We start from the raw sequence: 26,173 nt of genomic DNA, 5'->3' as shown, positions 1-26,173 counted from the left end.
CGTTGAACCTCGCAACCACCCTTCGTCCTTCGCCAAGCACACGGCGGATCTTCGACCGGCTCGTGGTCGAAAGCTTTGCCACACGGGCTAAGATGGGGGCGGCCGCGGCGGCGGATATCGCGGCTGCACTTGCCGAGCGTCTCGGCAAACAAGCCAATGTTCGAATGGTATTTGCGGCAGCACCCAGCCAGGCGGATATGCTTGCCGCCCTTTGCGCGGTACCGGGCATTGAGTGGAACCGCGTCACCGCTTTTCATATGGACGAATATATCGGCCTTTCGCCGTCCTCACCGGCCCGGTTCGGCAATTGGCTGGACGTGCATGTCTTCGGCAAGCTGCCTTTTGCCGCCGTCCACCGCATCAAGCCGGAGCCGGATGCGATGGCAGAGATCCGTCGCTATTCTGATCTTCTGAACGCGGCGCCGATCGATTTTGTCTGCCTCGGCATCGGCGTCAACGGGCATGTCGCTTTCAATGATCCGCCCGTTGCCGATTTTTCCGATCCCCTAGACGTCAAGATCGTCGAGCTTGATGAAACCTGCCGTCAGCAGCAGGTCCATGACGACTGTTTCCCGGATCTTGCATCCGTGCCCCATGAGGCAATCACACTGACGGTGCCGCGACTGCTTCGGGCGAGCCGTTTGTTCTGCGTGGTGCCGGGCATCGTCAAACGTGATGCTGTTCGCAATGCGCTCTACGGCCCGCTCAGCACCGACTGCCCGGCAAGCGCTCTGCGTACTCACGCCGCCTGCACTCTCTATATCGACAAGGGGTCCGATCCCGATGCCTGAACTTGAAGCCCCTGGGCCTGTCATCGATGCGGATGCGCTCTGCGAAGGTTATTTCGCCTCCACCCAGGCCTTGATGCGGCGGGTGCTGGAGGAGGAAAAGGCTTCGCTCGATCAGGCGGCCCTAAAGCTGGCCGGGCAAATCGCCGCCGACCGGCTCGTGCATATCTACGGGCCTGGCGGCCATTCCAATCTGGCCTCGCAGGAAGTCTTCTTCCGCGCCGGCGGGCTGATGCATATCAGCGCGATCCTCGACGAGGGCACGCTGCTTTCCAACGGCGCGCTGCGCTCCATGGCGATCGAGCGCACGCCCGGTTACGGCAAGGTGGTCATCGCTAACCAGCGGCTCGGCGAAACCGACCTGCTCATCCTGGTGAATGCCTACGGCATCAATGCGGCACTGATCGATGCGGCTTTGGAGGCGCGCCGGCGCGGCACGTTTCTCATTGGCGTCAGCTCTCGCCTGCACGCCTCGAGCACGTCGCCGGAACACCCCGCGCGCCATCCGACCAGGCAGAACCTGCACGACATCGTCGATATAGCCATCGATACAAAGGTACCGGTCGGCGATGCGGTGGTAACGGCGCCGGGGATGAACGAGAACATTGCGGCGATCTCCACCTTCGCCAATGCCTTCACGCTGAACTGCCTCGTCATCCGCACGGTCGCCAAGCTCGTGGAACGCGGCGTCGAGCCGCCCGTCTGGCGCAGCGGCAATGCGCCAGGCGGAGACGAGGCGAACAATCGCTTCATCGCTGATTTCCAAGGCCGGGTGAGGGCGCTCTGATGACGACCGTCGACGGTATCGATCCGCGCACCGGCAAAGGTATTGCGATCGACATCGCCGAGGGCAAAATTGCCGCTGTTCGTGCGGCCGAAAATACAAGCGCTCATTTTCTCTCACCGGGGCTGATCGACCTGCAGATCAACGGTTTCCGGGGCTTCGATCTCAATGACGGCGAAGTTACGCCGAACGTCATGCTGTCGCTCTGCGAGGAGTTGCTGAGTGTCGGCGTAACCGTATGGCTGCCAACCATCATCACCGCGTCGGAAGCGTCGATCCTCCAGACGCTGGAGGCGATCGGCAAGATCCGCGCCGGGCATCGGCTGATCGCTGAGATGGTACCGGGCGTGCATGTCGAGGGACCATCGATCTGCGACAGGGATGGTCCGCGCGGCGCCCATCCGCAAAAGCATGTCCGGCCACCCTCGATTGCGGAATTCGATCGCTGGCAGAGGGCTTCCGGCGATCTCGTTTCGATGGTGACCATCGCACCGGAGCATGAGGGCAGCATTGACTATATCCGTGCCTTGACTAAGCGCGGGGTGCATGTGGCGCTTGGCCATACGGCGGCGACGCCCGGGCAGATTCACGCAGCCGCGGAGGCGGGTGCGGTGCTCTCGACGCATCTCGGCAACGGGGCTGCGGCCATGCTGCCGCGTCACCCGAATTTCATTTGGGCGCAACTTGCCGATGACCGTCTGATGGCGAGCTTCATCGCCGACGGCTGGCATCTGCCGCCGGATACGTTCAAGGCCATGTTGCGGGCCAAGGGCATGGAAAGGGCAATCCTCGTTTCCGACATGGTAGCGCTTGCCGGCATGCCGCGGGGCCTCTACGAACAACCGGTCGGCGGACAGGTCGAGGTTTCGCCGGAAGGGCGCATCAGTATTGCCGGCACGCCCTATCTCGCCGGCGCCAGCTTGCCCCTTTCCGCCAATGTGGCGATCGCCGCTGAGATGGCCGGCTTATCCCTGGCCGACGCCTTGCTTCTGGCAACACGAAATCCCGGCCGCTTCGTGGGCAGACGAGGGCGGCTGGAGGTGGGCGCGCGGGCGGATATCATCCGTTTCGATTGGTCGCAGGGCGATCGCGAAATCAGGGTTCGCGAAGCCTGGGTCCATGGCGAGAAGGCGTTTTGCGCATGATTGAAGCCGGGGCAGCCGTCGTCGATATCACGCCGCCGCCGGGGCTCTTGATGTCCGGTTTCGCCGCCCGCAGCCTGCCCGCAAAAGGTATCCATGATACGCTGACGGCACGCGCGGTGGTAATCGGAGATACGGCTGTCGTCGTGGCCGACGTGATCGGCATCGATGCCGGCATGAGCGCGCGCATCCGTGAGCGCTGCATGCTCCCTGCCGAAAACGTGGTCGTCGCGGCACTCCACAATCATGGCGGGCCGGTTTCCATGACCGGCAGGCTCAGTATGGCTGCCGATCCGACCTACCTGGAGCGGCTGGAGGATGCGTGTGTGGCGGCGATCGACAAGGCCGCCGCAGCCCGCCGGCCGGCCAGGGCGGCGGCGGGGCAGGGGAGCGACCCGGGGGTAGCGCGCAACCGGCGTCATCCCGGCGGACCGGTGGACGCTTCCCTGCCGACGCTGCGTATTCGCGACGAACGGGGTGACATGATCGCCGTTATAACGGCCTATGCCTGCCATCCGGTGGTGCTTGCCGCCGACAATCTTCTATGGACGGCGGACTATCCGCATTTCGTGCGCCACGCGCTGGAGGAAGCCTATCCCGGCGCGGTCGCTCTCTTCATGACCGGCTGCGTCGGTGACGCCAATACCGGCCATTCGGCCCACGCATCCATCACGCTCGCCGCCAGTGCGGGCCGGACCTATGAGGCCGCCGAGCGGATCGGCCGCAAGATTGCCGAAGCAGTCCTCGCGACCTCGGAGACCCTCGCATCGGAAACCGTCAATGCGCGAAACGGCACCGTTGCGCTGAGCTTCCGGCGACGGGAGACGGATACTCCGCAAATCCTCGAAAAGCGCTGGCGGGAGGAGGTCTTGGTCGCCGAACCCGCACGCAAAAATCTGCTCGGCTACTGGGCCGACTGGGCGCGCGATATCGCTCCCATCGAGCCGGAGCCGCTTGCCGCGCGAGTGACGGTGCTCGATTGGGGCGGCGTTCCGATCGTGGCGCTGCCAGGCGAGATTTTTGCCCAAACGGCTCTGTCGATCCGCGCAGCACTCGGCCCGGAAAGACCCGCCTTTGTCATCGGCTTTGCCGATGACAATCCGGGCTATATCCCGCCCGCCGGTGAGTTTACCCATGGCGGCTATGAAGTCGACGAAGCGCACCGCTACTATGGTCTGGCCGCGAGCTTCGCGCCCGGCTCGGCCGAAGCGCTTGCCGCCTGTGCGATCGAACTGGCAAACGACAGCGGAGGAGGCGTGAAGCGGTAGAATCCGCGACGAGCAAGACTGATCCGATGCTTGACACGCAACCGGTTGCATGAGAGCTTTTTATCAATAACAAGAGGGAACAGGGCCATGAAAAACGTATCAGTGAAAAACAGGATTTCCACCCGTGGGCGGCTTCTGGGTATGGCATTCGGCGCCGCTATGCTTTCCGGCCTCTCTTCCGCTTCTGCGCAAACGCTGACGGTGTGGAGCGGCTATCCGGAAATGGCGCCGTTTTACGAACATGTTGCCCAAGGCCTGAAGGCCAGCCATCCGGATCTCGAAGTGAAGGTCGAGGCGATTGCGCTGCGCGAGCATGAAAAGCGCGTAGCGCTCGGCCTGACGGGTGGCCAGGAAGGTATCACCGTCATCGAGCTTTCCGGCTCGACCGCCACCCGCTATCTTGAAAACGGCCTCCTGCCGGAAGCGCCGGATGATGTCGCGGCCTTCGTCACGGATCCGCAGAACTTCGACACGTTCTTCCGTGACACAGCAAGTTACGACGGCACTGTCTATGGTGTGCCGCTCTTCCGCGGCCAGGGTGCACTCTATTACAACACCGACATGTTCAAGGCCGCCGGCCTCACCGAGCCCCCGAAAACCATGGAGGACTATTCCAGATATGCCGAGAAGCTGACGCAGCGCGACGGTTCCGGCAAGGCGACGGTTTCCGGCTGGAGCCTGCGCCTTTCCGGTGGCGGTCAGGGCATTGCCGAAAAATTCTGGATCAATATGCATCAGTATGGTGGGGCGATCCTGGTGCCCGCCGGCGATGGCAAGTGGAAGGCGGATTTCGCCAACGAGGCTGGTCGCAAGGCGCTGAAACAGTATCTCGAAAACATCTACACATTGAAGACCGTCACGCCGGAAATGCCTGCCGATGCCGATGCTTTCGAGCGCGGCCAGACCGCCATGTTCATCCGTGAATCCTGGGTGATCGGCGATATCGCCAAGAAGGCGCCCGATCTGAAATACGCAACCGCGCCGCTGCCGAAGGGCTCGATCGCGCTGCCGACCAATCTCTATGTCGCTGGCGATGATGCCGATATCGGCTGGGAATTCGCCCAGGCGGCCAATTCGCCGGAAAATCTCGTCTGGCTGCTTGAGAACGTTGGCTGGCTGCCGAACCGATCGGGCGTCGATTATTCGAGCGTTACGACCAAGCAGCCGGCCTTTGCCGCTTTCGTCAATTATCCGCAGGGCTACGAGTTCTTCACGCTGCCGTCGATCGGCCCGATAGAGGAGATCCTGACCCGCGTCGCGGCCCAGCTCGTGGTCGCCTTCGGTGACGCCTCGATGGCTAGCGACGATGCCAAGATCGACGCTTTCCTGAAGAAGGCGAGCGACGAAGTGAACACCATCCTCGATCGCGAAGGCTTGGCTGCGAAATAATCCGCCATAAGCCTCGCCAATCGCATCTGCCCGGGGCATCGTTCGTCCCGGGCTCTCCGAGGATCAGGGTCGACCCGCTTCGCGGCCGAACCCGCTTATCTACAGGCCATGACATAATGCTGAAGCGCAAAAGATTTATCTTTGCGATCCTCGCGATCCTGCCGACGCTGGCGATCTTCGGCTATGTGCGGCTTTATCCAATCGCCGATACGCTGAGGCTCAGCCTTTTCAAATGGGATATTCTGTCCAGGAACAAGCCGTTCATCGGGCTTGCCAATTTTCGCGAGCTGATGGGCGATCACCTGTTCCTTGATGCGCTTGTCAACACAACGATCATCGCCTTCGGCGTGCTTCTGCTGACCATCCCCATGGCATTGGTCATTGCCGCTTTGATCTTCCATCGCACGCGCTCGAGGATGGCCGGCTTCTATGAGACAGCCGTATTCATCCCGCATGTCGTCTCGCTGGTGCCGGCTGCCATGGCTTGGAAGTGGATCTTCGATGCCCGGCTCGGGCCGCTCAACGCGCTTTTGAATTTCTTCGGAATTCCGGCGCAGAACTGGCTGTTCGACCCGGTACTGTCTGTCATCTGCATCATCGTCCTCTGCTCCTGGCAGGCGCTGGGTTACGCGGTGCTGATCTACATCGTCGGCTTCAAGAACCTGCCGGTTTCGCTTTATGAGGCGGCCAAGCTCGATGGTGCTTCCGGTCCGCAGAGTTTCTGGTTCTTGTCGATCCCGATGCTCAAACCGATCACGCTTTACGTCTCGGTCGTAACGCTGGTCTCCGGCTTCAACGTCTACGCCCAGGCCTTCGTGCTGGCATCGGATGCTCAAGGCGCGCCGGGAAGGCAGGTGCGTGTGCTGGTTCTCGACATGCTGGAAAACAGCTTCCGCAACTATCGCGTTGGTTACGCCGCATCTGAAGCGGTGGTGCTGCTGGTCATCGTGCTGGTGTTGACGCTCATCCAGTTCTCGATGCTGCGGGAAAGGGGCAGGATATGACCGCCGAAATCGCGACCGTCGATATCGGACCGACTGCGGACGAACTTGCCGAGGGCCGCCGCCTGCGCCGCAGAAAGCGCCTGACCAATCTCGCGATCGATGTCTTTCTTGTCATCGTCTCTCTTCTGATGCTGCTACCGCTCGTGTTCCTGGTGGCGAATGCCTTCAAGACGCCCGCCGAAATGCTCGCCTGGCCGCCGACCATCCTCCCTCGTGACCCGACGCTTGCCAATTTCTCGGCGGTGCTTGGCGAAACGCCGCTCATCCGCTGGATTGGCAACAGCCTCGCCTTTGCGGTGCTCTCGACCGTCGCGATCGTCGCGACCTCGGCGATTGCCGGTTATATCTTCGGGAAATTCCGCTTCGGAACCTTGAACCTCATCTTCGCGCTGTTTCTCGCGACCGCGATCGTGCCCTTCGAGGTCTACATGATCCCGCTCTATTTCCAGGCAAAAAGCCTCGGCATCCTGAATTCCGTCTGGGGCCTGCTGCTCGGTTACCTGGTGATGAGCTTCGGCATTTTCCTGATCCGTCAGAACGTCATCCATTCGATCCCCGATGAGCTTTTGGAGGCGGCGCGCATCGATGGCGCCGGCGAGTTCTGGATCTTCCTGCATATCGTCCTGCCGCTCCTGCGCGGAGCGCTCGGTGCGCTGGCAGTGCTTGCCTTCTTCCAGGCTTGGACCGCGTTTGCCTGGCCGATGATCGTCGCGACCACGCGGACGAGCTACACGATCGAGGTGGGGCTGGCGCTTTTCCAGACAGGCTTCACGGTCGATCTTGGCCGCTTGAGCGCCGCCTCCGCCACTGTGCTCATTCCGTCGATCCTGCTCTTCGTCATCCTGCGCCGCAATTTCGTGCAGGGCGTCGCCAGCACCGGCCTCAAGGAGTGACGGCGATGGAGTTTATCGAGGAGGCGCGCACCACCTATGCCGCGGCCAACGCGGGAACACTCTATTGGATGTTGCAGCGGCGGGTGCTCGGCGGTGGGTTTTTGAATACCAAGCAGAACAGTGTAACGTTGAGGGATTATGGGACGCAGGACGGCGTACGCGGGCCTGATTATACCTATGGCTGGATCCAGGGCAGGGCCCTTGAATCCCTTGTTGCCCATGCGGAATTCTTCGAGCGGGAGTTGCCGCCGCTCGCCGTCAAGCTCGATATCGCGGGCCGCCGTCTTTACGATCTGCTCGCCGCTCTTCAGCAATCGGATGGCCATGCCTATTTCTGCTACGATCGTGACATGGTGCCGGTTTATGCGGACGAGGCCGGCGTCTTGCGCAAGCAGGAAATGCCGGCGGTGATCTATACCTATTCCGACGCCTTCGTGGCGAAGGGACTAGTGGCCGCGGCGAGCCGCTACGGTCTGCCAGGCGTGGCCGACCATCTTGCCTATCTCGCACAGGTCGTGGCGTCGATCGGTAACGGTCGTTTCCAGATGGACGAGCGCCGGCCTCTGTCGCTCGAAAATCTCGCCACCCAGGCGGACGATTTCGGGCCGCGCATGATCCTTTTAGGCGCAGCAGGCATGCTGAAACGCTTTGGTCACACGGCCCATCTTGCCTTTGCCGATCGCTTCATCGCTCACGTCATTGACCGGCATTACGATGCCGGAACCGACCTGCTCCGCAATGTGCCGGGCGAAGATGCCTGCAATGTCGGCCACGGCATCGAGTTCGTCGGCTTCGCGCTTGACTATCTCGACGGCAATGCCGAGCCAGCGCTGATCGAGACGCTGGAGCGCATTTTAGTTTCGTCCTTCAAGAAAGGCTTCGTCGGACCGGGCATCGCGCTTACGGTATCGATCGCGTCCGGTAGGCCGCTGAGCCCCTATTGTCCGTGGTGGTCGCTGCCGGAGACGATCCGCGCCGCAGCCCTTTGTCATCAGCGCACGGGCAGTGCCGAGAGCCTGGGGGTCTGGAAGGCGGCGCATGCGGTGTTCTTTGAGGGCTATTGGCGTGGCACCCCGCCGATCGCCTACCAGACCATGTCGAAGGACGGACCGGTCGACTTCGTGCCTGCCACACCGGATCTCGACCCCGGTTATCACACTGGCCTCAGCTTGCTCGCAGCCATCCATGCGGCCGATCGGCTCAAGCCCCAATCACACGCTATTTCGGGATAGTTTCATGGCTTCCGTTGAGATTCAGAACGTCCGCAAGGCTTATGGTGCTTTCGAAACCATCAAGGGGGTTTCTGTGGATGTACCGGACGGCGCCTTTGTCGTGCTGGTCGGCCCCTCGGGTTGCGGCAAGTCCACACTGCTTAGGATGATTGCCGGACTGGAAGAAATCACCGGCGGCACGATCCGCATCGATGGCCGCGTCATTAACGAGGTCGAGCCGAAGAACCGCGACATCGCCATGGTCTTCCAGAACTATGCGCTTTATCCGCATATGACGATCGCCGAGAACATGGGCTTCTCGCTCAGGCTTGCGAAGAAATCCAAGGAGGAGATCGCCTCGCGAGTGGCGGATGCGGCACGTATCTTAGGCTTGACCGACTACCTGCAGCGTTACCCGAAGCAGCTTTCGGGCGGCCAGCGCCAGCGCGTCGCCATGGGACGCGCCATCGTGCGTAACCCTAAGGTCTTCCTGTTCGACGAGCCGCTATCGAATCTTGATGCCAAGCTGCGCGTACAGATGCGCGCGGAGTTGAAGGACATCCACGCTCGCATCCGGACGACGACGGTCTACGTCACCCATGATCAGATCGAGGCCATGACAATGGCCGACCGGATCGTGGTGATGCGGGACGGCATCGTCGAGCAGGTCGGCGCGCCGCTGGAGCTTTACGACAAGCCGGCCAACATGTTCGTCGCAAGCTTCATCGGTTCGCCTTCGATGAATTTTCTCTCGGCCAAGGTTTCGGAGGACCACAAATCGGTGGTGACGGAGAACGGCGTTCGGCTGCCGCTGGGAGCCGAAGCCTCCGCTGCGCCCGGTACAGCGGTGACCTACGGCATCCGGCCGGAGCACTTGACGATTGCGGCCCCCGGCGAGGGCATTCCGATAACGGTTACCAATATCGAGCCGACCGGCTCGGAAACCTTCGTGCAGGGCGCGGTGGACGGCCAGAAGATTTCTGTGCAGCTTCGCGAGCGTCTCTTCATCAAGACCGGCGACGTACTTAACCTGACGCTTGCATCCGCCAACAGCCATCTCTTTGAATCCGTCACAGGCCAACGGCTCTGAGAGGGCAAGGACATGGCAGATGCGCCGACGCGAGGCGTCGGCGCATCTAGCGTCAAAGTCGTCAGGCGCCAGTGTCTTGCAGATAACGCTCGGCAAGCCGTGCCCACATCGCCGCTCCTGTCGTGAGGCTGCCATCGGCAAAGTCGTATTTCGGGCTGTGGAGGATCGCCGAATCCACGCCATTGCCGAGCCGTAGGAAACTGCCGGGCTTGTGCTCGAGGAAATAGGCGAAATCCTCACTGCCCGGGATGAGATGGCAGGTGGAGACCCTGTCCGACCCGACGAGCTCCTCCGCGACGGTGCGGGCAAAGGCGGTCTCGGCTTCCGAATTGACGACCACTGGATAGCCGCGCTCGTAATTTATCTCGATCGTCGCCCCGAAACCTTCGGCAACCGATTGGGCGAGCCTGGTGATCCGCTCCTGCAGGAGGTCGCGAACCTTTGGCTCGAAGGAGCGGACGCTGAGCGCCATCCGGGCATATTCCGGAATGACGTTGACGGCTTCGCCGGCGTGTATGGTGCCGACCGTCACGACGGCGGTCTGCGTTGGGTCGACATTGCGCGAAACGACGGTCTGCAGCGCGACCACGAGGTTGCAGGCAACCACGACCGGATCGATCGTCAGATGGGGACGCGAGGCATGGCCGCCCTTGCCCTTGATGGTAATGTTGACCGTATCGGAGGAAGCCATCATCGGGCCGGAGCGCAGGAGCAGTGTGCCTTCGGGAGCGCCCGGATGGTTATGCAGGCCGAAGATGGCATCGAAGGGAAAACGCTCGAAAAGGCCGTCGGCGATCATTTTCTGAGCACCGCTTGGCTTGCCCGCCTCTTCGGCAGGCTGGAAGATCAATGTCACCGTGCCGTTGAAGCGGCGTGTGCGCGACAGATATTCGGCCGCGCCGAGAAGCACCGTCGTATGTCCATCGTGGCCGCAGGCGTGCATCTTGCCCGGAGCCTTGCTGGCATAGGCAAACCCCGTTTCTTCCAGGATCGGTAGCGCGTCCATGTCGGCGCGAATGGCGATCCCCTTGCTTCCTGTGCCGGCGCTAAGGCGCGCGACCACGCCATGGCCACCGACATTGCGTGTGACGTCCCAGCCCCAGCCTTCGAGCTTCTCGGCGACGAAAAGCGCCGTTTCGGCTTCCTCGAAGGAAAGCTCGGGATGGGCGTGCAGATACTGCCGGGTCGCCTTCAGCTCGGCTTCCATGGCATCAAAATCGGAGACGCGGGCGTAGAGATTGTCTTGCGAGGGCATTGGAGGTCCAGACGTTTCGAAATCAAAAAAGACCCCGGCCTTTGGAGCCGGGGCAAGGTGGGGAGTTTATAGGAAGCGCGACAGGAAGGCCTGGGTGCGCGGATGCTGCGGATTGCCGATCACATCCTCAGGCTTGCCCATTTCGACGATCTTGCCGCCATCCATGAAGACCACCCGGTCGGCGGCTTCGCGGGCAAACCCGATTTCGTGGGTGACGACGATCATGGTCAGGCCCTGCTTGGCAAGATCCCGCATGGTCGAAAGCACTTCGCCAACGAGTTCGGGATCGAGTGCCGAGGTCGGCTCGTCGAACAGCATAAGCTTCGGCTTGATCGCCAGCGCCCGGGCGATCGCCACACGCTGCTGCTGGCCGCCGGAGAGCTGGCGGGGATAGGCGTTTGCCTTTTCCGACAGGCCGACGCGCTGCAGAAGCTGCCTAGCATTTTCGATCGCATCCTTGCGACTTATCCCGTGGACGCCGACGGGCGCCTCGATGATGTTCTGCAGCACCGTCATATGCGGGTAGAGATTGAACTGCTGGAACACCATGCCGATCTTGCGGCGCTGGCGGGCAATGCCGTTTGGAGAAAGTTTTTCCAGCCGGTCGTTGCGGACCCGGTAGCCGATCTGTTCGCCATCCACCTCGATATAGCCCTTCTGGATGGCTTCGAGATGGTTGATGCAGCGCAGGAAGGTCGATTTGCCCGAACCGGAAGGCCCTAGGATGACCACTACCTCGCCTGGCATGACGTCGAGGTCGATGCCCTTCAGCACCTCGAGCTGGTCGAAGGCCTTATGGACGTCCCGGGCCTGGACGAGAGGCTTTGCGTTCTCGCCCTTTGTATTCACGGCTGCGATCAATGGCTTGCCTCCTCTGTGGCGGCGGCAGGCTTGGTAGCACCGCCGTTGCGGCGGTCGCTACGCCCGTAATAGGCTTCGATATAGCTCTGGCCGACATTGAGGATCGACGTGATGAGCAGATACCAGATGACGGCAACCATCAGCATCGGGATGATCTCGAAGGTGCGGTTATAGATCGACTGCACCGAATAGAGCAGGTCGGCCATGGCGATGACGCTGACGAGCGAGGTGGCCTTGATCATGCTGATCAGCTGGTTGCCGGTCGGCGGCACGATGGAGCGCATGGCCTGGGGAATGATGATCCGCCGCAGTGCACGCGCCTTGGTCATGCCGAAGGCTTCCGCCGTTTCGGATTGGCCGCGATCGACGGAAAGCAGGCCGCCGCGGATGATCTCTGCCATGTAGGCCGCTTCGTTGAGCGCAAGTCCGACGATCGCCGCCGTCATTGGCGTGATTACCGAATTGGTATCCCAGCTTGCCAGTGTCGGGCCGAAGGGAATGGCGATCGACAGCTGCGGGAACAGGGTCGACATGTTGTACCAGAAGATCAGCTGGACCAGCAGCGGCGTGCCGCGGAAGAACCAGATGAACAGTGAGGCGAACGAACTGGCCAGCCGGTCGTTCGACATGCGGGCGATGGCGATCAGCAGGCCAAGGATGACGCCGAGCACCATGGCAACGACGGTCAGGCCGAGGCTGACGTAAAGGCCCTGGATGACGGTCGGGTCGAAGAAATACTGGGCGACGACCGGCCAGCCGAAATTCTCGTTGTTGGAGACGATCCAGCCGAAATCGACGACGATGATCGCGACGATCAGCCAGAGGGCGAGACGACCGAAGCGGAATGGCGCATGGGCCGTCGCCACATCGCGGAAGTCCGCAGCGCCAGGAGGCGCTGCGCGTGTTACGGTCGGCTGGCTCATTTCGGCAACTGGCCCCCGAGATTGATACCCGGCTCCTTGAGCATGTTGTTCTCAAGGCCCCACTTCTTCATGATCGCGGCATAGGTGCCGTTGTCCATCAGAACCTTGATGGCGTCCTGAAGGACCGGACCGAGCGGCGAACCTTTTGGGACGACGGCGCCCTGATAGAGGTCGTCGAAGCCGTTCTTCTGGCCGACGCCGGTCAGTTCCAGCTGGCCATTGGCCTGCGATACGAAATAGGTGAGCGGCGCCTGGGAGGAGAAGAAGGCGTCGGCGCGCCTCGAGCGGACCGCCAGAATGGAGCTCGGCTGATCCGTATAGGACTGAACCTCGATGGGATCCTTGCCGTCGGCCTTGCATTTTTCTGCCTGCACCTGGATCACCCGCTCGGCCGAGCCGCCGGCCATGACGGCGATGCGGTTGCCGCAAGCGGTATCCAGCGATGTTATGCCCTTGGGATTGCCCTTCTGCACCGCGAAGACGACGAATTCCTGAACCCAATCCACGAAATCATTGGCTTCTTCACGGCTCTTGAAGTCGCCGACCGGCCCGAAGGCGAACTGGTAGCGGCCGGAATTGACGCCGGCCAGCAGTGCCGGAAGGCCGCCGACGGTCGCATGCTCGATCTTGACGCCGAGCACCTGCCCGAGCGCGTCGGTAAGATCGGCGCTGGCGCCGGTCATCTCGGTGCCGGTGACGATCTCATAGGGAGGAAAGGAGCCGTTGTTGACCGAGATCATCTTGCCTTCGGTGCGGACATTTTCGGGTAGGCGCGCGCGCAATTCCTCGTTGACCGAGAGCTTCGGGATGGCCGCATCCTGTGCAAGCGCGGGGCTTGCGAGCAAGAGGCCGATGAAGGCGGCGGAAACGATCGATTTCGATGGCATTGGTATTCCCCTTTTTGGTTCTGCCAGCTGGTTCATTCAATGGCGAAGGATAGAGGTGTCACCCGGCTTTCGCGTGCCAGGGAAAGAGTTCGGCGGGCGTCAACCGTCTCGGAAGGATCTTCTGCTCGAAAAGCTCGGTGGCGAAGTCGCCGATCATCTTCTCGTTTGCCTCCAACCCGCTGATATTCCAGGATGGGGGCAGATCGGAGGCACAACGACGTAGCTCGTCGATCATCCAGGGCGTGGTGTCCGCGTATTTCTCGCGCTTCTCCAGCCAGACGCGCTGTGACTCATCGATGAGGGCGCTGAGCTCGTCCATGATCCACGGATGCTCCGACACGATCTCGGCCTTGAAGCCGATCAGGTGCATGCCCGGCACATAGCCGACCTCGTTGAAATAGGTAACTTCGGCCGCGCGGAAATCGTCGAGCACTTGGCGAAACGGAGAATCCTGATCGAAAAAGCCCTTTGGCATGAACGGGGTGAAGACGGCATCCAGTCCCCCGTCCAGCAGCAGGTCGGCCATCGGGCGCTCGCCGGGCGCGGCCTCGATGCGGCCCGGCCGACCGAAACCGTCAAGACGATCGGTGACGGGATGCGCTTCCGTCAGGCGTCCCGCATACCACATGGCATCTTCTACGCCGACCCCTTCGCGGCGCACCGCCGCACGGGTCCAGGTATTTCCGGAATCGCGCCAGCCGGTGACGCCGATCTTCTTCCCGGCAAGGTCCGAAAGCTTGCGGATCGGGCTTTCCTTGGTGGTGATGATGCAGCGATGGCGGAAGCCGCGCATGACGAAGTTCGGCATGCCGACAACGCTTTCATCACCATCGTGGCGCAGCTGGGAATAGCGGCTGAAGGACATTTCCGCCGCGTCATGCGCTTCGTCCTTGGCGATATTGGAGACGAGTGTCCCGACGCGATCGACCTCTATGTCGAGCCGGGGCGAGGAGACGTCTCCGAGAACCAGCGGGGTCATATAATCCCAATCACGGAGGGCCAGGCGAAGCTTCACAGTCATGCGGAAAATACTCACAAAAATCTTTGACGGGCCGGAAGCTAAATGTTCAAAAATTGAAGCACAAATGTTATTACGTTATTGAACATTTAACATGCTAGAAAATGAGCGACACCATCGAAGCCTCTTGGTTTGCCGAAAAAATAGCCAATCGTACCATTCGCGGAATCGCGTTGGGAACAAGGGCGCTCATTCGCGCCGGAGCCCTGCCGATCGGCACTCGGCTGCCGCCCATTCGGGATATCGCCTATGAAATGCGGGTCAGCCCGGCGACCATTTCTGAAGCCTGGAGCGAACTCAGGCGCCAGAAAATCATCACCGGCCGCGGCCGGAACGGCACCTGGGTCAGTGGCGACCGTTTCGTCGCCAAGCCGGAACGGCTTGCAAGTTCGGGCAATTATGGGCCCGGAGCGCTTGATCTTACCAAGGCCGTGCCCGACGCCACGCTTCTGCCGGGGCTTGCTGAGGCGATGGCCTACGGCGCTTCCGTCCAGAACCTCAACAGTTATGAGCGTAGCCGCATCGTAAAGGAGCTGGAGGAGGTCGTCTCGCCGCGATGGCCCTATTCGGCAGAAGCGTTTCTCGCCACCAACGGCGGTTACAATGCCGTCTATACGGCCCTGCATGCCCTGGTTTCACCAGGCGCCCCCGTTGCCATCGAGCATCCGACGGCAATGCGGCTTCTTGATATTCTCGAAGATCTCGGCGCGAGGATCATACCGGTGGCCTGCGATGAAGAGGGGCCTTTGCCCTCCTCGCTAAGCGGTGCGCTGCAGCAGCGCCCGACCGTGTTTCTCTTTCAGCCACGACTTCATTCCGTCACAGGCACCACGGTCAGCCCCCGCCGTCTCGATCTGCTTGGAGATATTCTGGCGGGAAGCGACGCATTGATCATCGAGGATGACGGCACAGGTGACATTTCCGCCATGCCGCCCATCTCGTTGGGAAGCCGATTCCCGGAGCGCACCGTCCACATCGTTTCCTACTCCAAGACGCTCGGTCCGGACCTTCGCCTTGCCGTGCTTTCCAGTTCGCCCGCCATCGTCGATCAGATACAATCCTATCGCAGTTTCAGCGCCGGCTGGACCAGCCGTATCCTGCAGGCGGCCGGCGCGTGGCTGCTGCGCGATCCGTCAACGCAGCAGGTGATCGCCGAGGCCCGCGATATCTATCAGAAGCGACGTGACGGCCTTGCGCAGGCGCTCGCGCACAAGGGTATCCATATACCGCCCGGCAGCGGGCTCTGCCTGTGGGTTCCGGTTGCGTCGGAACAGTATGCCATGGTGACGCTTGCCGCGCGCAATATCGCGGTCAATCCGGGCAGTAAGTTCTCCATCATGCAGAGCAACCATATACGCGTGGCGACCGCCACGCTTTCAAGCCGCTGCGAGGAGGTGGCCGATGCAATCGCCCTTGCCAATACTCTTTAGGTGAGCTCTCGGCAAAGTGTCGTCACGCCGTTCCGTCGACCAGAATGAACCTCTGGCCGCGTGAGCAGGTCTCGATCCGGGCCGAAACCCTGTAGACCTCACGCAGCATTTCCGGGGTGATGACGGTCGCGGTGGAGCCGCTCATGGCCATCTCGCCATCCGCGATCACGATTGTGTTCTCGCAGTAGCGCAGGACATGGTTGAGGTCGTGCAGCGCGATGAGGACGATCATGCCGCTTTCCCGGGCAAGCCGGGAGATGAAGTCCAAAACCTCCACCTGGCGGTGCAGATCGAGCGCGGAGGTCGGCTCATCCATCAGCAGGATTTCTGGTTTCCGCACCAGTGCCTGCGCGAGCGAGACAAGCTGCCGCTGGCCGCCCGAAAGCTCGCCGAGCCCGCGGAATGCGAGGTTCTCGATCCGCAAGGCCTTCAATATGGCATCGATCTCGAAAAGCTCGTCGTCATGGACGCGCCAACCGCTGCCCTGTTTGGAAGCCAGCAGGATGGATTCATAGACCGTCAGCACGGCGTTGGCGCCGGTATCTTGCGGCATATAGCATATGGTGCGGTCGCCGCCTGCGGCATTCGAGAGCTGTACCAGTCCGGGGCCGGAAATGAGGCCGGCGATCCGTTTGAACAGCGTGGACTTGCCGGCCGCATTGGGGCCGATGATGGCGGTTAGGCTACCGCTCTGCAGCATGTCGATGCTGACGTTCGAAAGGACGGTGGTGCGCCCGTAGGATGCGCCGACTTGCCTAAGCGCGAGGGTTACCATGCGCGCCTCCTGTTGCTGAAGATGAGCACGAAGAAGAAGGGCACGCCGACAAGCGCGGTTATCACCCCGATGGGCAGGACGGCGCCGGGAATGAGCATCTTGCTGACCACGGACGTGACGGAAAGGAGAAGGGCGCCACAGATCACCGAGCCCGGCAGGAAGAAGCGTTGGTCTTCGCCCACGACCATGCGTGCGATATGCGGCCCCACGAGCCCGACAAAGCCGATCGTTCCGACGAACGAGACCGGAATGGCCGCCAGCAAGCTGACGGTCAACATGGTCTGCAGCCGAAGGCGTCGCACGTTGACACCCATACTGGCCGCCTTGTCGTCTCCCAGGCGCAGCGCCGTCAGTGCCCAGGCGTTTTTCATGAACAGCGGAACCGTGAGGAGGAGGATGGCTCCGGTGATGTAGACTTTCGGCCAGGTCGCCTTGGTCAGGCTTCCCATGGTCCAGAACACCACGGCGGCAAGCGCCTGTTCCGAGGCCAGATATTCGAGGAGTGAGAGCGCCGCGTTGAAGGTGAAGACCAGAGCGATGCCGAGCAGGACGATGGTTTCGACTGTGACGCCGCGCATCGTCGAGGCGAAATGAATGAAGAGCGCCGCGACCATCGCCATGAGGAAGGCATTCAGCGGGACCATATATTGCACGGCGCCGGGGAAGAGCGCCACTCCGCCGACCAGCGCCAAGGCCGCGCCGAAACTGGCGGCCGCCGAGATGCCGAGCGTGAACGGGCTTGCCAGCGGATTGGACAGGATGGTCTGCATCTGCGCGCCGGCGACCGACAGGGACGCGCCGACCGTGACTGCCATCAATGCAATCGGCATGCGGATATCCCAGATGACGACGCGAAGCTGGTTACCCGCCGCTGCGGGATCGAAGAGTGCGGAAAGCACCTGCGACAAGGGGTAGTTCGCGGGACCGAGCGCCATATCGACGGCGATGCTGACACAGAGCGCGACAAGGAGGCCGACGAGGATCAGGATTCTTCTTGCCGCAAGGGCGCGATACCGATCGCGACCGGCCGTCTCGAAGACTGCTTCCGTTGTCGAAGCCATCAGTTCAATCCCTTATCGAGAGAAACGAAGTAACCCGGCTTGTAAGTGACGGGAAGGAATTTCTCGTGAAATTCCTGGAATGTCTGCTGGGGATCCATATCGGCAAAAAGATCGGGATGGAACCACTTGGCGAATTGCTGGATCGGATAAAATTCGTATGGCGCGCCATAGAATTGATGCCAGACTGCATGAACCTGACCGGTCTTCACAGCCTGCAGTTCAGGAAAGGGCATGCGCGTCATCAGCTTTGCCAGCCGCTCTCGAGCAAGCGCCAAATCGGCGCCTCTCCCAACGGGAACGAACTGGTTGATGTCGGACTCCGCCGCCCAGTTGGAGCCGGTAACGATCACCTGATCGGGATCGGAGACGACCAGTTGCTCGGGGTTCAGATCACCGAAGGTGGTCTTGATGACATCGGCAGCAATGTTGTGGCCGCCGGCCTGCTCGACCATTGCACCGAAATTGACCGGACCGAAGGTGCGGCAGCAATTGTTCTCGCCCGAAATGCCTGGGGCACGTTCGATGAAGACCCTGGGCCGCTTCAGGTCCTTGATCGCGGCGAGCCGATCAGTGACCCGCGCAATCTCGGCACGGCGGTAGGCAATGAATTCCCTTGCGCGCTCCTCCGCGCCGAAAAGGCGGCCTAGAATTTCGATGGAGGTCTCGCTGTTCCTCTCCGGATCAAGACGGAAATCGAGGTAGACGACTTTGATCCCCGCTGCCGCCGCCTTTTCCTCGAAACCGCTTTCCTCTGCAGCTTTCTGCGCCTCGAGATTGAGCGTGATGACATCCGGCGAAAGCGCGATAGCCGCCTCCAAGCTGAAATCGCCTTGGGGTACATAGCCGAAACGCGGCAGGTTCTCGATCTCCGGAAAGCGTTCGAGATAGGCTGCGTAGCTGTCCGGGTCCTTCTTGATCAGGTCGTCGCGCCAGCCCACCACCGTCTCGAAGGTCTTGTCTCCCTTGAGGGCGGCAATGACATGGATCTGACGCGCTTCGCCGACGATAACGCCCTTGGCCGGCAGGTCGATTTCGACTTTTCGGCCGGCGACGTCGGTGATCTCCGCCGCCATGACAGGTCCCGCGGCGAGCGAGAGCAGGAGGACGGCAATGCGATGGAACGCGACAAACCGCATGAAGGGGCCTTTCAAAAGATAATCCGGCAGGTCCGGAAGTGGTGATCCTGGGCCTGTTCACGGGAAATTCCGGCCGGCGGATATGACGCCGGCCGGATGCTCTTAATGATCCGCCTTCAGCGAGACGAAGTAGCCGGATTTGTATTCAAGCGGCAGGAAACGGGCGTGCAGTTCCTTGAAGGTCGCTTCGGGATCGAGATCCTTGAACAGATCCGGATGCAGCCACTTGGCGATCTCCTGGATGGCGACGAACTGATACGGATTGTTGTAGAATTGATGCCAGATCGCGTGGACGTTACCCTCGTTCACGGCCTTGACGCCGGTGAATGCGGGACGTTTTGTGAGGTTTTCCAGTTTGCGGCGCGCTTCGCCGATATCCGCGCCGTAACCGACGCCGACCCAATCGCCGCCCGGTACATAGGCCTCCCACTTTCCGCCCGTGACGATGATCTGGTCGGGATTGGCCGCGATGACCTGTTCCGGATTGACCGTGCCGAAAGTGCCCGGAATGATATCCTTGGCCATGTTGATGCCGCCGGCGATCTCGACCATCTTGCCGAAATTCTCGTCGCCGAAGGACATGCAGCAATCTTCGGAATAGCCGCCGGCGCGCTCGACGAAGACGACGGGCCTTTCCGGATTATTCTTCTCAAGGACATCGGTCACGCGGTTGATGCTGTCGGCGCGGAACTTGATGAATTCCTCGGCAATCTCTTCGCGGGCCAACAACTTGCCCATGATGCGCATGCTCGGCTCGGTGTTTTCCATCGGCTTCTCGCGGAAATCGACATAAACGAGCGGAATGCCTACCTTGCCGAGTTTCTCGATGTAACCGGCTTCTTCGGTCGCTGTCTTCGCGTCGATGTTCATCAGGATGACATCGGGCTTCAGCGCCACGGCCTGCTCGATATCGAAAGTGCCGTCCTTCATTCCGCCGAAAGTCGGCAGCTTGGCGATTTCGGGATATTTCGCGAGATAGGCCTCGTAGGTTTCCGGGTCGGCCTTGGGCAGGTCGTCGCGCCAGCCGACCACGTGCTCGAACGGAGCTTCCTTGTCGAGCGCGGCCAGGAAGTAGATCTGCCGACCTTCGCCCAAAATGATGTTCTTGACCGGGACGTTGACCTCCACGTCACGACCTGTCACGTCCTTCAATGTGATCTTGTCGGCCAGAGCCGGCCATACGGCGGACAGAAGGAGACCTGTAGCAAGGAAGGCGGCTTTGCCTGTGATGCGCATCGAAATCGCTCCGTGGAAATTCCGCGGGCTCTATTATTTTATGATTGCACTGGTCAAGTTTTATCTTTTAGAGCAATTCGAAACTAAACCTGCCACGACTTCGTAAGGACGAGAAACATGGACATGCCCGGCCGGAATTATGATCTTCGCGATGAGATCAAAGCCTATTGGTCGGCGCGCGCGGCGACATTCGATCTGTCGCCGGGGCATGAGATTTTTTCCGAGGAGGAGCGGCAGGCCTGGCATGCGCTGGTGCTGAAACATCTGGGTGCGGGCGAAGGGCGCAAGGCACTCGATCTCGCCAGCGGGACGGGGGTCGTGTCGCACCTGATGGACGAGCTTGGCTACAAGGTTACGGGCCTGGACTGGTCGGAAGCGATGCTGGAACGCGCCGGCGGCAAGGCCAGGACACGCGGCCGGGATATTCGCTTTCGAATGGGGGACGCGGAAAACACCATGGAGCCCGACGCGACCTACGATGCCGTCGTCACCCGGCATCTTGTTTGGACATTGGTGGATCCCGCTGCCTGTTTTCGCGAATGGCTGCGGGTCCTGAAACCGGGTGGACGGCTGCTGATCATCGATGGCGATTTCGTCAATGCTGGTCCCGGCGAAAGGTTCGTGAAACGGATGGCCTCTCTTTTGGAGAGGATGGGGATCGTCAAGCCGGATGCTCAGCACGCGCCACAGGAACTGGCGGAGAGCCACAGAAGCATACTTTCCCGCGTATATTTTTCCGATGGCGCGCGCGCCGAGGCCGTGGCGGCGCTTCTGAATGCGGCCGGATTCGAGCCGGTCGCGATCGACACCGATCTCAAGCACATTCACAAGACGCAGGCCAGGAACTGGTCCTATTTCAAGGCGCTTGCCCGGGGAATGCAGCACCGATACGCTATCTGCGCCACAAAGCCCAAGCTTGACTAGCGATCGAGATCGAAAGCCGGAATCCTTGAGCCTTTTGCGCGGAAAAGGCTTTCCAGTTCGGCCATATCCGGGCGGGCAGGGGGAGCGTGCAACACCTGGGAGACAGCTTCGCCGTTCGGTAGTACCATTGCTGCGGTGAAAAGCATTGTCGTCCCGGGGCCGATCTCACCGCGCAATTGCGGCAGCAATGTCTTTGCGTGGATGAGGTTGGTATTGGCGATGGGACTTATCGCGCAGCCCATCCGCCTGTTGCTCGGCGCAAGATCGAGGATTGCACTTACATCGGCCTGTCCATGCCACACGGCTCGACCTTCGCCCTGTTCCGGCCGGTCGAGATTGAAATCGGCCCGCTCTATCGGAAATCCGCCTTCCGCGGTTTCGAGCTTACGGGGGGTGACCACGCGATGGATCCGGATATGCCAGGGGTTTGCCGGCACGAGCCAGGTCTCGACAACCACGTCGTCCCACGGGCGCCAGCGGGAGTAGAGCCTGTCCTCGGCGATCAGGGCCTCTTCCAGCGTCTCCCGCATGCGGAAGTGAACGCCGTTGTCGGATAGTCCCAGCATGCCATCGAAACCTGCCGCGGCGAAGTTCCGGTCGTCCGCCTCGATGTTGAATGCGTAGCGGGTGGAATAGACAAATTTGGAATATTTCTCGTTTGCGCCACGCATCTTATCGTGCTGCTGCCCGCAGGACAGGATGATGACGTTTCCGGGCGTGTGCATGGCGACCATGCCGGGTTGCTTGAGCGCGACAGGCTGCGAAAACTGCGGCTGCGGCGCTTCCTCAGCCGTCCAGAACGGATGGTTCTCGGCAAGGGCGAGCGGAAGGAAGAACTTGAGCGCCCAATAGGGCGAGCCCGGGGAATTATAGCTCTCGCTCATCAGGAGGTTCGGATAGCCGTAGCCGATCGAGAGCACCCCGTCGCGGTCGGCAATCGGCATTTGCGCCCACCATCGGATATGGCGCATGTAATAGCCCTTGATTTCGGACCATGGCAGCGCCTCGACATCGGCAAAGGCCAGTGCTCCCCAGAAGCCGCCGGCCGCAAAGCGGTAGGTCTGGCTCCGCCCGAAGGCAAGGGCCGCGCCATCCGGCCCGAACCAGTGACGGATATCCTTTGCGAAGATCCGGGCACGATCCCGGAAACGGTTTCTGCGGGCCTCGTCTCGCGAGGCCAGCACCGCATAGATCAGGCCGTAAAAATGCATGGCGAAGGGAATGTAGTGATCGACCCGCCGAACCGGGCCGTCGCGATACCACCCCTCGCCGAGGTCGAAAGTCTCCAGTTCGTCAAGATAGGCCGTGGTCTTGCGGTGATCGAATTCGATGCTGACCCGTTCCAGCCCGAGATCGATCAACACGCGGAAGAATTTCCAATTGTTGTCGACGAATTCTTTTTCTCGGGCCGCCAAGAGATAGGCGGCGACCATCTTCTTCTGACCGTCGGTTAACGGGTCCCAGATATGTTCAGGCACCATGGCCAGCGCAAAGCCGATGGCCGCCAGCTCCACCAGGCGCTGATTGCGGTCGGCGAGATCGCCCCAGTATTCGGGATGTGCGGCATCCGTCCCGTTTGCCAGCCCGCGTCGATAGATATCCCAATGCGGAAAATCGCCCCCGCCTGCGACCAGCGGGACAATCCCCCAGAGTGGGCGGGCAAATCCCTCCAGATCCGCCGCGGCCCGGTCGAAAATCGCGCCGGTTGCGCCCAGGCGTACCCTGGCGCCGCCCTCGGAGAAATAGGGCAAAAGCGGCCTGAAGAGGTCGATGACGGCCTTCGAAAGATCTTCTCGTGTCCTTAGGGGATTGCCGAAGAGAGGATTGGCTTGGGCAGGATCGTATATCATCATCGAAACTCAAATGCTGCGAAACAGGATCGGTCGCGGGCAAAAGCATGCCCGCGACCGTCGACGTGTCGTGGAGGCTACTTGATGGCCTTCACGCCTTCGGCCATTTCCTTCAACCCGTCTTCAATGGAAATGTTGTCCGTCATGATCGAGTCATGCGCACGATTGAGCACGACCTCGATTTTCGCGGCATTCGGATCGACAGCCATCTCCAGGTAGGATTTCCCGGCCTTCAGCGCCTCCTTGCTGGTTTCATCCTGCGGGAAACCGGGCAGGGAAGCGATCTTCGCACTCACGTCGTCGGTGCGAAGGGCGGGAAAGGTGCCTGTGGCGGCGATGACTTCTGCGCCTTCCGGTCCGGCGGCGAACTTGATGAAATCGAGCGCGGCTTCCTTGTGCTCGGAATTCGCGTTGACCGAGAGACCGGAGATCTGCGCGGCTGTCGTGCCGGCCGCGACACCATCTGGATGCGGGAACTTCACGATACCCCAGTTCTTGCTCTTGGATTCACCCGAGGCAACCTTGGCGATCTGTGTGCCGACGAACCAGGTTCCCATCGGCAGCATGCCGACCGTGCTGTTGAAGAAATATGCCGAATAATGCGTATTCGACGTCTTGAGGGAGGCGTAGGACGGAATGGCCCCATCTTCCTGCAAGGCCAGAGCCCGTTCGTACCAAGGCTTCAGGAAGTCGTATTCGCCCTCAACGAGCGTGTGTTTGCCGTCCAGAATACCGGGCAGCTGAACGGTGGAGCGCCAGGTATGCAGCAGCGCCCCATAGGTCTTGTTGGCGCCCATGCCGCCCGTGAGCTTGCCGGCGATCTCGTCGAACTGCGCCCAGGTCATGTCGTTCGTCGGATAGGCTACGCCGGCCTTGTCGAAGATGTCCTTGTTGTAATAGACGACCCAGAAATCCGACCGGAATGGCAGGGAATAGATCTTGCCGTCGATCGTCAGTTCCTCGATCAGCCCGCCATAGCCAGCCGGATCGATTTTCTGCTCTGTCATGAAGGCGCTGAGATCGGTGATATTGCCGGCGCGCACCAGGTTGGCGTAGCCGGGAACATCCTTGACGGTGACGATATCGATGTCCTTCGAGCCGCCGGTCAGCTGTGTCGAGATCATCTGCTGATAATCCTGCGAGCCGAGATCGACAGGTTCGAATTTCACATTGGGGTGCTTGGCCTGATAGGCCTCGATCAGAGGCTTGTAATAGGCGACCTTGTCCCAGTCCCAGAGCGCCCATCTGAGCGTTACGGGTTCGCCCGATTGGGCGAATGCAGTGTTTGCGGTGGTTGCCGCCAAGGCCAATCCGGCCAGGGCGAATTTCACCGACCTCCCAAGATGATCCAGATACATTTCAAACTCTCCTTCCCTTGAGTTTTTGATTTAGACGCTTTGCGAAGCATTACGGGCATGCGGCTCGCTGTCCTGCTGGGTTGCCAGAACCATTGTCGCCGCGCGATGGACGGCGAAGGTGACCGCGAACATTCCAAGTGAGAAATTGACCGTTGCCGGCATGAAGACCGACACCGGATAGAAGGCGATGTGGACGAGCCAGAGGGCTATGGCAAAAGCCAGGGCGCCGAGTGCGGGCAGCGGGCGGACGATCGAAGCGAGTGCCGCAAGGCGCAACATCTTCAATGCGGGAAGATCGCGCATCACCATCAGCACCAGCAGGTGGCACGCGACGACCGTGACGAAGACGATCATGACGAGGCTGATAGTGAGCGGCACCGTCAGGAGAAGATTGTCCCTTGCGCTTGCTGCGTAGGCAATGACGGCATAGCCCCAGATGCCGAAAACGGCGGCAAATGCGACCCCCCAGGCCGTGGCGCGCCAGAAATAGCGGACAAGGGCCTCCAGGAAATCGCGCAGCAGGTATGTGTTCCTATCCTCGGTGAAGGCGACGCAGACGCGGGCCATCGCCACCAGTGCCGCGGGAAGCGTCACGACGAACATGGCGGTGAGCAGGAACAGGATGTTGAGCTTCACCATTTCCCACCATTCGCGGGCGAAAATCGCGGCAAAAAGGGCAAGGCCAGTTTTCTTCGGCGCATCCTTGGGGATGCCCGTCCCTTCCTTCGTCCACATATCCTGCAGCCACTGCATGGCCGTCTCCCCGGCGATCGTCTCAATACAAGATCGAGCGCTCCGTTTCCGTGTCGAAAAGCTGCACATTGGTCACGTCCGCGACCAGCTTGACTTCGTCGCCGAGGCCCGCCCTGAAGCGAGGAGAGACGCGGGCGATAAGGCTGCGTCCACCGGCAACCATATTCAGATGCACTTCCGAGCCCATGGGTTCGGCGAGTTCCACGACGGCCTTGAAGGGCGCCAGGTTTTCCAGCGGTATATCGCCAGGCGGCAGCTCGTGGAAATTTTCAGGCCGGATGCCGAGCACCAGCTCGCGCCCCTCGTAGGGTGCAATGCGGCTTTTATCGAAATGGGCCGGAAGCGGCAGTTCACGGCCGTCGAAAACGGCGAAGAAACGGTCGTCCCGGCGATGAATGACGGATGGCAGCATGTTCATCTGCGGGGCCCCGATGAAGCCGGCGACGAACATGTTGATCGGACGGTCGTAGAGGTTTTGCGGCGTATCGACCTGCTGGATATGGCCGTCCTTCATCACCACGATCCGGTCTGCCATGGTCATGGCTTCCACCTGATCGTGGGTGACATAGATGAAAGTCGCATCCAGGCGCTTGTGCAGCTTGGTGATCTCGGCACGCATCGTCCCGCGCAACTTGGCATCGAGATTGGAAAGCGGCTCGTCGAGCAGAAAGACTGCGGGATTGCGCACCATGGCGCGGCCGAGCGCGACGCGCTGGCGCTGCCCGCCGGAAAGAGCCTTCGGCTTGCGGTTCAAGAGATGCGTGATGTCGAGAACCCGTGCGGCGTCCTGGACCTGCTTGTCGATGACATCCCTGGGGGCTTTGCGCAGATGCAGGCCGAATGCCATGTTCTTGTACACTGTCATGTGCGGATAGAGGGCATAATTCTGGAAGACCATGGCGATGTCGCGATCCTTGGAGGGGACCTCGTTCATGAGATCCCCTCCGATCTTGAGCTCTCCCCCGGAAATTTCCTCGAGGCCCGCGATCATGCGCAATGTCGTCGATTTGCCGCAGCCCGACGGCCCCACCAGGATGATGAATTCCTTGTCGGCGATCTCGAGATCGATGTCGTGAACGACCGTGAGAGCGCCGTAGGTCTTGTTCAGTTTCTTGAGCGAAATGCTGGCCATCGGTC

At 60.9% G+C, this 26,173-nt stretch carries 24 protein-coding genes; 11 read left to right on the top strand and 13 right to left on the bottom strand.

Going from position 1 to position 26,173, the window contains the following annotated elements; all coding sequences use genetic code 11:
* The first annotated feature begins 2 nt into the window (after positions 1–2).
* The 9 genes from YH62_RS07525 (at position 3) to ugpC (YH62_RS07485) (ending at position 9,569) form a co-directional block, all read left to right on the top strand.
* Positions 3–791, top strand: a complete 789-nt coding sequence (locus tag YH62_RS07525; protein ID WP_245282053.1) for a 6-phosphogluconolactonase — start codon at positions 3–5, stop codon at positions 789–791.
* Positions 784–1,575, top strand: coding sequence for a sugar isomerase domain-containing protein (locus tag YH62_RS07520; protein WP_046793529.1), 792 nt, complete (start codon positions 784–786; stop codon positions 1,573–1,575). Before YH62_RS07525 ends, YH62_RS07520 begins: the two co-directional genes overlap by 8 nt.
* On the top strand, positions 1,575–2,717 hold the full coding sequence (locus YH62_RS07515) for an amidohydrolase family protein (protein ID WP_046793528.1): 1,143 nt from the start codon (positions 1,575–1,577) through the stop codon (positions 2,715–2,717). The genes YH62_RS07520 and YH62_RS07515 overlap by 1 nt, the downstream gene beginning before the upstream one ends.
* Positions 2,714–3,982, top strand: a complete 1,269-nt coding sequence (locus tag YH62_RS07510; protein WP_046793527.1) for a neutral/alkaline non-lysosomal ceramidase N-terminal domain-containing protein — start codon at positions 2,714–2,716, stop codon at positions 3,980–3,982. Before YH62_RS07515 ends, YH62_RS07510 begins: the two co-directional genes overlap by 4 nt.
* 87 nt (positions 3,983–4,069) lie before the next feature.
* Positions 4,070–5,371, top strand: coding sequence for an extracellular solute-binding protein (locus YH62_RS07505; RefSeq protein WP_046793526.1), 1,302 nt, complete (start codon positions 4,070–4,072; stop codon positions 5,369–5,371).
* A 116-nt stretch (positions 5,372–5,487) separates the two neighbouring features.
* Positions 5,488–6,375, top strand: a complete 888-nt coding sequence (locus YH62_RS07500; RefSeq protein ID WP_046793525.1) for a sugar ABC transporter permease — start codon at positions 5,488–5,490, stop codon at positions 6,373–6,375.
* On the top strand, positions 6,372–7,268 hold the full coding sequence (locus tag YH62_RS07495) for a carbohydrate ABC transporter permease (protein ID WP_170986369.1): 897 nt from the start codon (positions 6,372–6,374) through the stop codon (positions 7,266–7,268). Before YH62_RS07500 ends, YH62_RS07495 begins: the two co-directional genes overlap by 4 nt.
* 5 nt (positions 7,269–7,273) lie before the next feature.
* A complete protein-coding gene (locus YH62_RS07490) occupies positions 7,274–8,500 on the top strand; it encodes an AGE family epimerase/isomerase (protein WP_046793524.1) in 1,227 nt (408 codons plus the stop codon).
* 4 nt (positions 8,501–8,504) lie between these two features.
* Positions 8,505–9,569 (top strand): sn-glycerol-3-phosphate ABC transporter ATP-binding protein UgpC, encoded by a 1,065-nt coding sequence (gene ugpC / locus YH62_RS07485; RefSeq protein ID WP_046793523.1) that lies wholly within the window; start codon positions 8,505–8,507, stop codon positions 9,567–9,569.
* A 61-nt stretch (positions 9,570–9,630) separates the two neighbouring features.
* On the opposite strand, the gene YH62_RS07480 is transcribed toward ugpC (YH62_RS07485), so the two are convergent.
* The 5 genes from YH62_RS07480 to YH62_RS07460 all read right to left on the bottom strand — a co-directional run bounded on the left by YH62_RS07480 (position 9,631) and on the right by YH62_RS07460 (position 14,516).
* A complete protein-coding gene (locus YH62_RS07480) occupies positions 9,631–10,824 on the bottom strand; it encodes a M20 aminoacylase family protein (protein WP_046793522.1) in 1,194 nt (397 codons plus the stop codon).
* A gap of 66 nt (positions 10,825–10,890) precedes the next feature.
* The gene (locus YH62_RS07475; RefSeq protein ID WP_245282066.1) at positions 10,891–11,682 is read right to left on the bottom strand and encodes an amino acid ABC transporter ATP-binding protein; all 792 of its coding nucleotides are present in this window, start codon (positions 11,680–11,682) and stop codon (positions 10,891–10,893) included.
* The gene (locus tag YH62_RS07470; RefSeq protein ID WP_046793521.1) at positions 11,682–12,608 is read right to left on the bottom strand and encodes an amino acid ABC transporter permease; all 927 of its coding nucleotides are present in this window, start codon (positions 12,606–12,608) and stop codon (positions 11,682–11,684) included. Before YH62_RS07470 ends, YH62_RS07475 begins: the two co-directional genes overlap by 1 nt.
* A complete protein-coding gene (locus tag YH62_RS07465; RefSeq protein ID WP_046793520.1) occupies positions 12,605–13,495 on the bottom strand; it encodes an ABC transporter substrate-binding protein in 891 nt (296 codons plus the stop codon). The genes YH62_RS07470 and YH62_RS07465 overlap by 4 nt, the downstream gene beginning before the upstream one ends.
* A 58-nt stretch (positions 13,496–13,553) precedes the next feature.
* Positions 13,554–14,516: a nitrate ABC transporter substrate-binding protein gene (locus tag YH62_RS07460; protein WP_046793519.1), complete on the bottom strand. Its 963-nt coding sequence runs from the start codon at positions 14,514–14,516 to the stop codon at positions 13,554–13,556.
* 101 nt (positions 14,517–14,617) lie between these two features.
* Here YH62_RS07460 and YH62_RS07455 point away from each other — a divergent pair, with 101 nt between their 5' ends.
* Positions 14,618–15,943, top strand: coding sequence for a PLP-dependent aminotransferase family protein (locus YH62_RS07455; RefSeq protein ID WP_046793518.1), 1,326 nt, complete (start codon positions 14,618–14,620; stop codon positions 15,941–15,943).
* A gap of 22 nt (positions 15,944–15,965) precedes the next feature.
* On the opposite strand, the gene YH62_RS07450 is transcribed toward YH62_RS07455, so the two are convergent.
* The 4 genes from YH62_RS07450 to YH62_RS07435 all read right to left on the bottom strand — a co-directional run bounded on the left by YH62_RS07450 (position 15,966) and on the right by YH62_RS07435 (position 20,151).
* Positions 15,966–16,718 (bottom strand): ABC transporter ATP-binding protein, encoded by a 753-nt coding sequence (locus tag YH62_RS07450; RefSeq protein ID WP_046793517.1) that lies wholly within the window; start codon positions 16,716–16,718, stop codon positions 15,966–15,968.
* Positions 16,712–17,779, bottom strand: a complete 1,068-nt coding sequence (locus tag YH62_RS07445) for an iron ABC transporter permease (protein WP_046793516.1) — start codon at positions 17,777–17,779, stop codon at positions 16,712–16,714. The genes YH62_RS07450 and YH62_RS07445 overlap by 7 nt, the downstream gene beginning before the upstream one ends.
* Positions 17,779–18,915: an ABC transporter substrate-binding protein gene (locus tag YH62_RS07440; RefSeq protein ID WP_046793515.1), complete on the bottom strand. Its 1,137-nt coding sequence runs from the start codon at positions 18,913–18,915 to the stop codon at positions 17,779–17,781. Before YH62_RS07440 ends, YH62_RS07445 begins: the two co-directional genes overlap by 1 nt.
* 102 nt (positions 18,916–19,017) lie before the next feature.
* Positions 19,018–20,151 carry an ABC transporter substrate-binding protein gene (locus YH62_RS07435; RefSeq protein ID WP_046793514.1) on the bottom strand — a complete coding sequence of 378 codons (1,134 nt, stop codon included), beginning with the start codon at positions 20,149–20,151 and terminating at the stop codon, positions 19,018–19,020.
* 117 nt (positions 20,152–20,268) lie between these two features.
* Here YH62_RS07435 and YH62_RS07430 point away from each other — a divergent pair, with 117 nt between their 5' ends.
* Entirely contained in the window at positions 20,269–21,075 is an 807-nt protein-coding gene (locus tag YH62_RS07430) for a class I SAM-dependent methyltransferase (protein WP_046793513.1), read from the top strand.
* Here the strand turns inward: YH62_RS07430 and YH62_RS07425 are convergent.
* The 4 genes from YH62_RS07425 to ugpC (YH62_RS07410) all read right to left on the bottom strand — a co-directional run bounded on the left by YH62_RS07425 (position 21,072) and on the right by ugpC (YH62_RS07410) (position 26,168).
* On the bottom strand, positions 21,072–22,925 hold the full coding sequence (locus tag YH62_RS07425; RefSeq protein WP_046793733.1) for a DUF2264 domain-containing protein: 1,854 nt from the start codon (positions 22,923–22,925) through the stop codon (positions 21,072–21,074). The two genes, YH62_RS07430 and YH62_RS07425, sit on opposite strands and share 4 nt — an antisense overlap.
* A 77-nt stretch (positions 22,926–23,002) precedes the next feature.
* On the bottom strand, positions 23,003–24,283 hold the full coding sequence (locus YH62_RS07420; protein ID WP_046793512.1) for a sugar ABC transporter substrate-binding protein: 1,281 nt from the start codon (positions 24,281–24,283) through the stop codon (positions 23,003–23,005).
* Positions 24,284–24,313: 30 nt separating this feature from the next.
* Positions 24,314–25,036 (bottom strand): DUF624 domain-containing protein, encoded by a 723-nt coding sequence (locus YH62_RS07415; protein ID WP_046793511.1) that lies wholly within the window; start codon positions 25,034–25,036, stop codon positions 24,314–24,316.
* 22 nt (positions 25,037–25,058) lie between these two features.
* The gene (gene ugpC / locus YH62_RS07410) at positions 25,059–26,168 is read right to left on the bottom strand and encodes a sn-glycerol-3-phosphate ABC transporter ATP-binding protein UgpC (RefSeq protein ID WP_046793510.1); all 1,110 of its coding nucleotides are present in this window, start codon (positions 26,166–26,168) and stop codon (positions 25,059–25,061) included.
* Between the last annotated feature and the right edge of the window lie 5 nt (positions 26,169–26,173).

The organism is Rhizobium sp. LC145 (assembly GCF_001005825.1).
In the GTDB taxonomy this organism is placed as follows: Bacteria; Pseudomonadota; Alphaproteobacteria; order Rhizobiales; family Rhizobiaceae; genus Neorhizobium.
The sequence above is the reverse complement of the archived record's forward strand: the minus strand, read 5'-3'. Positions and strand labels throughout refer to the sequence as shown.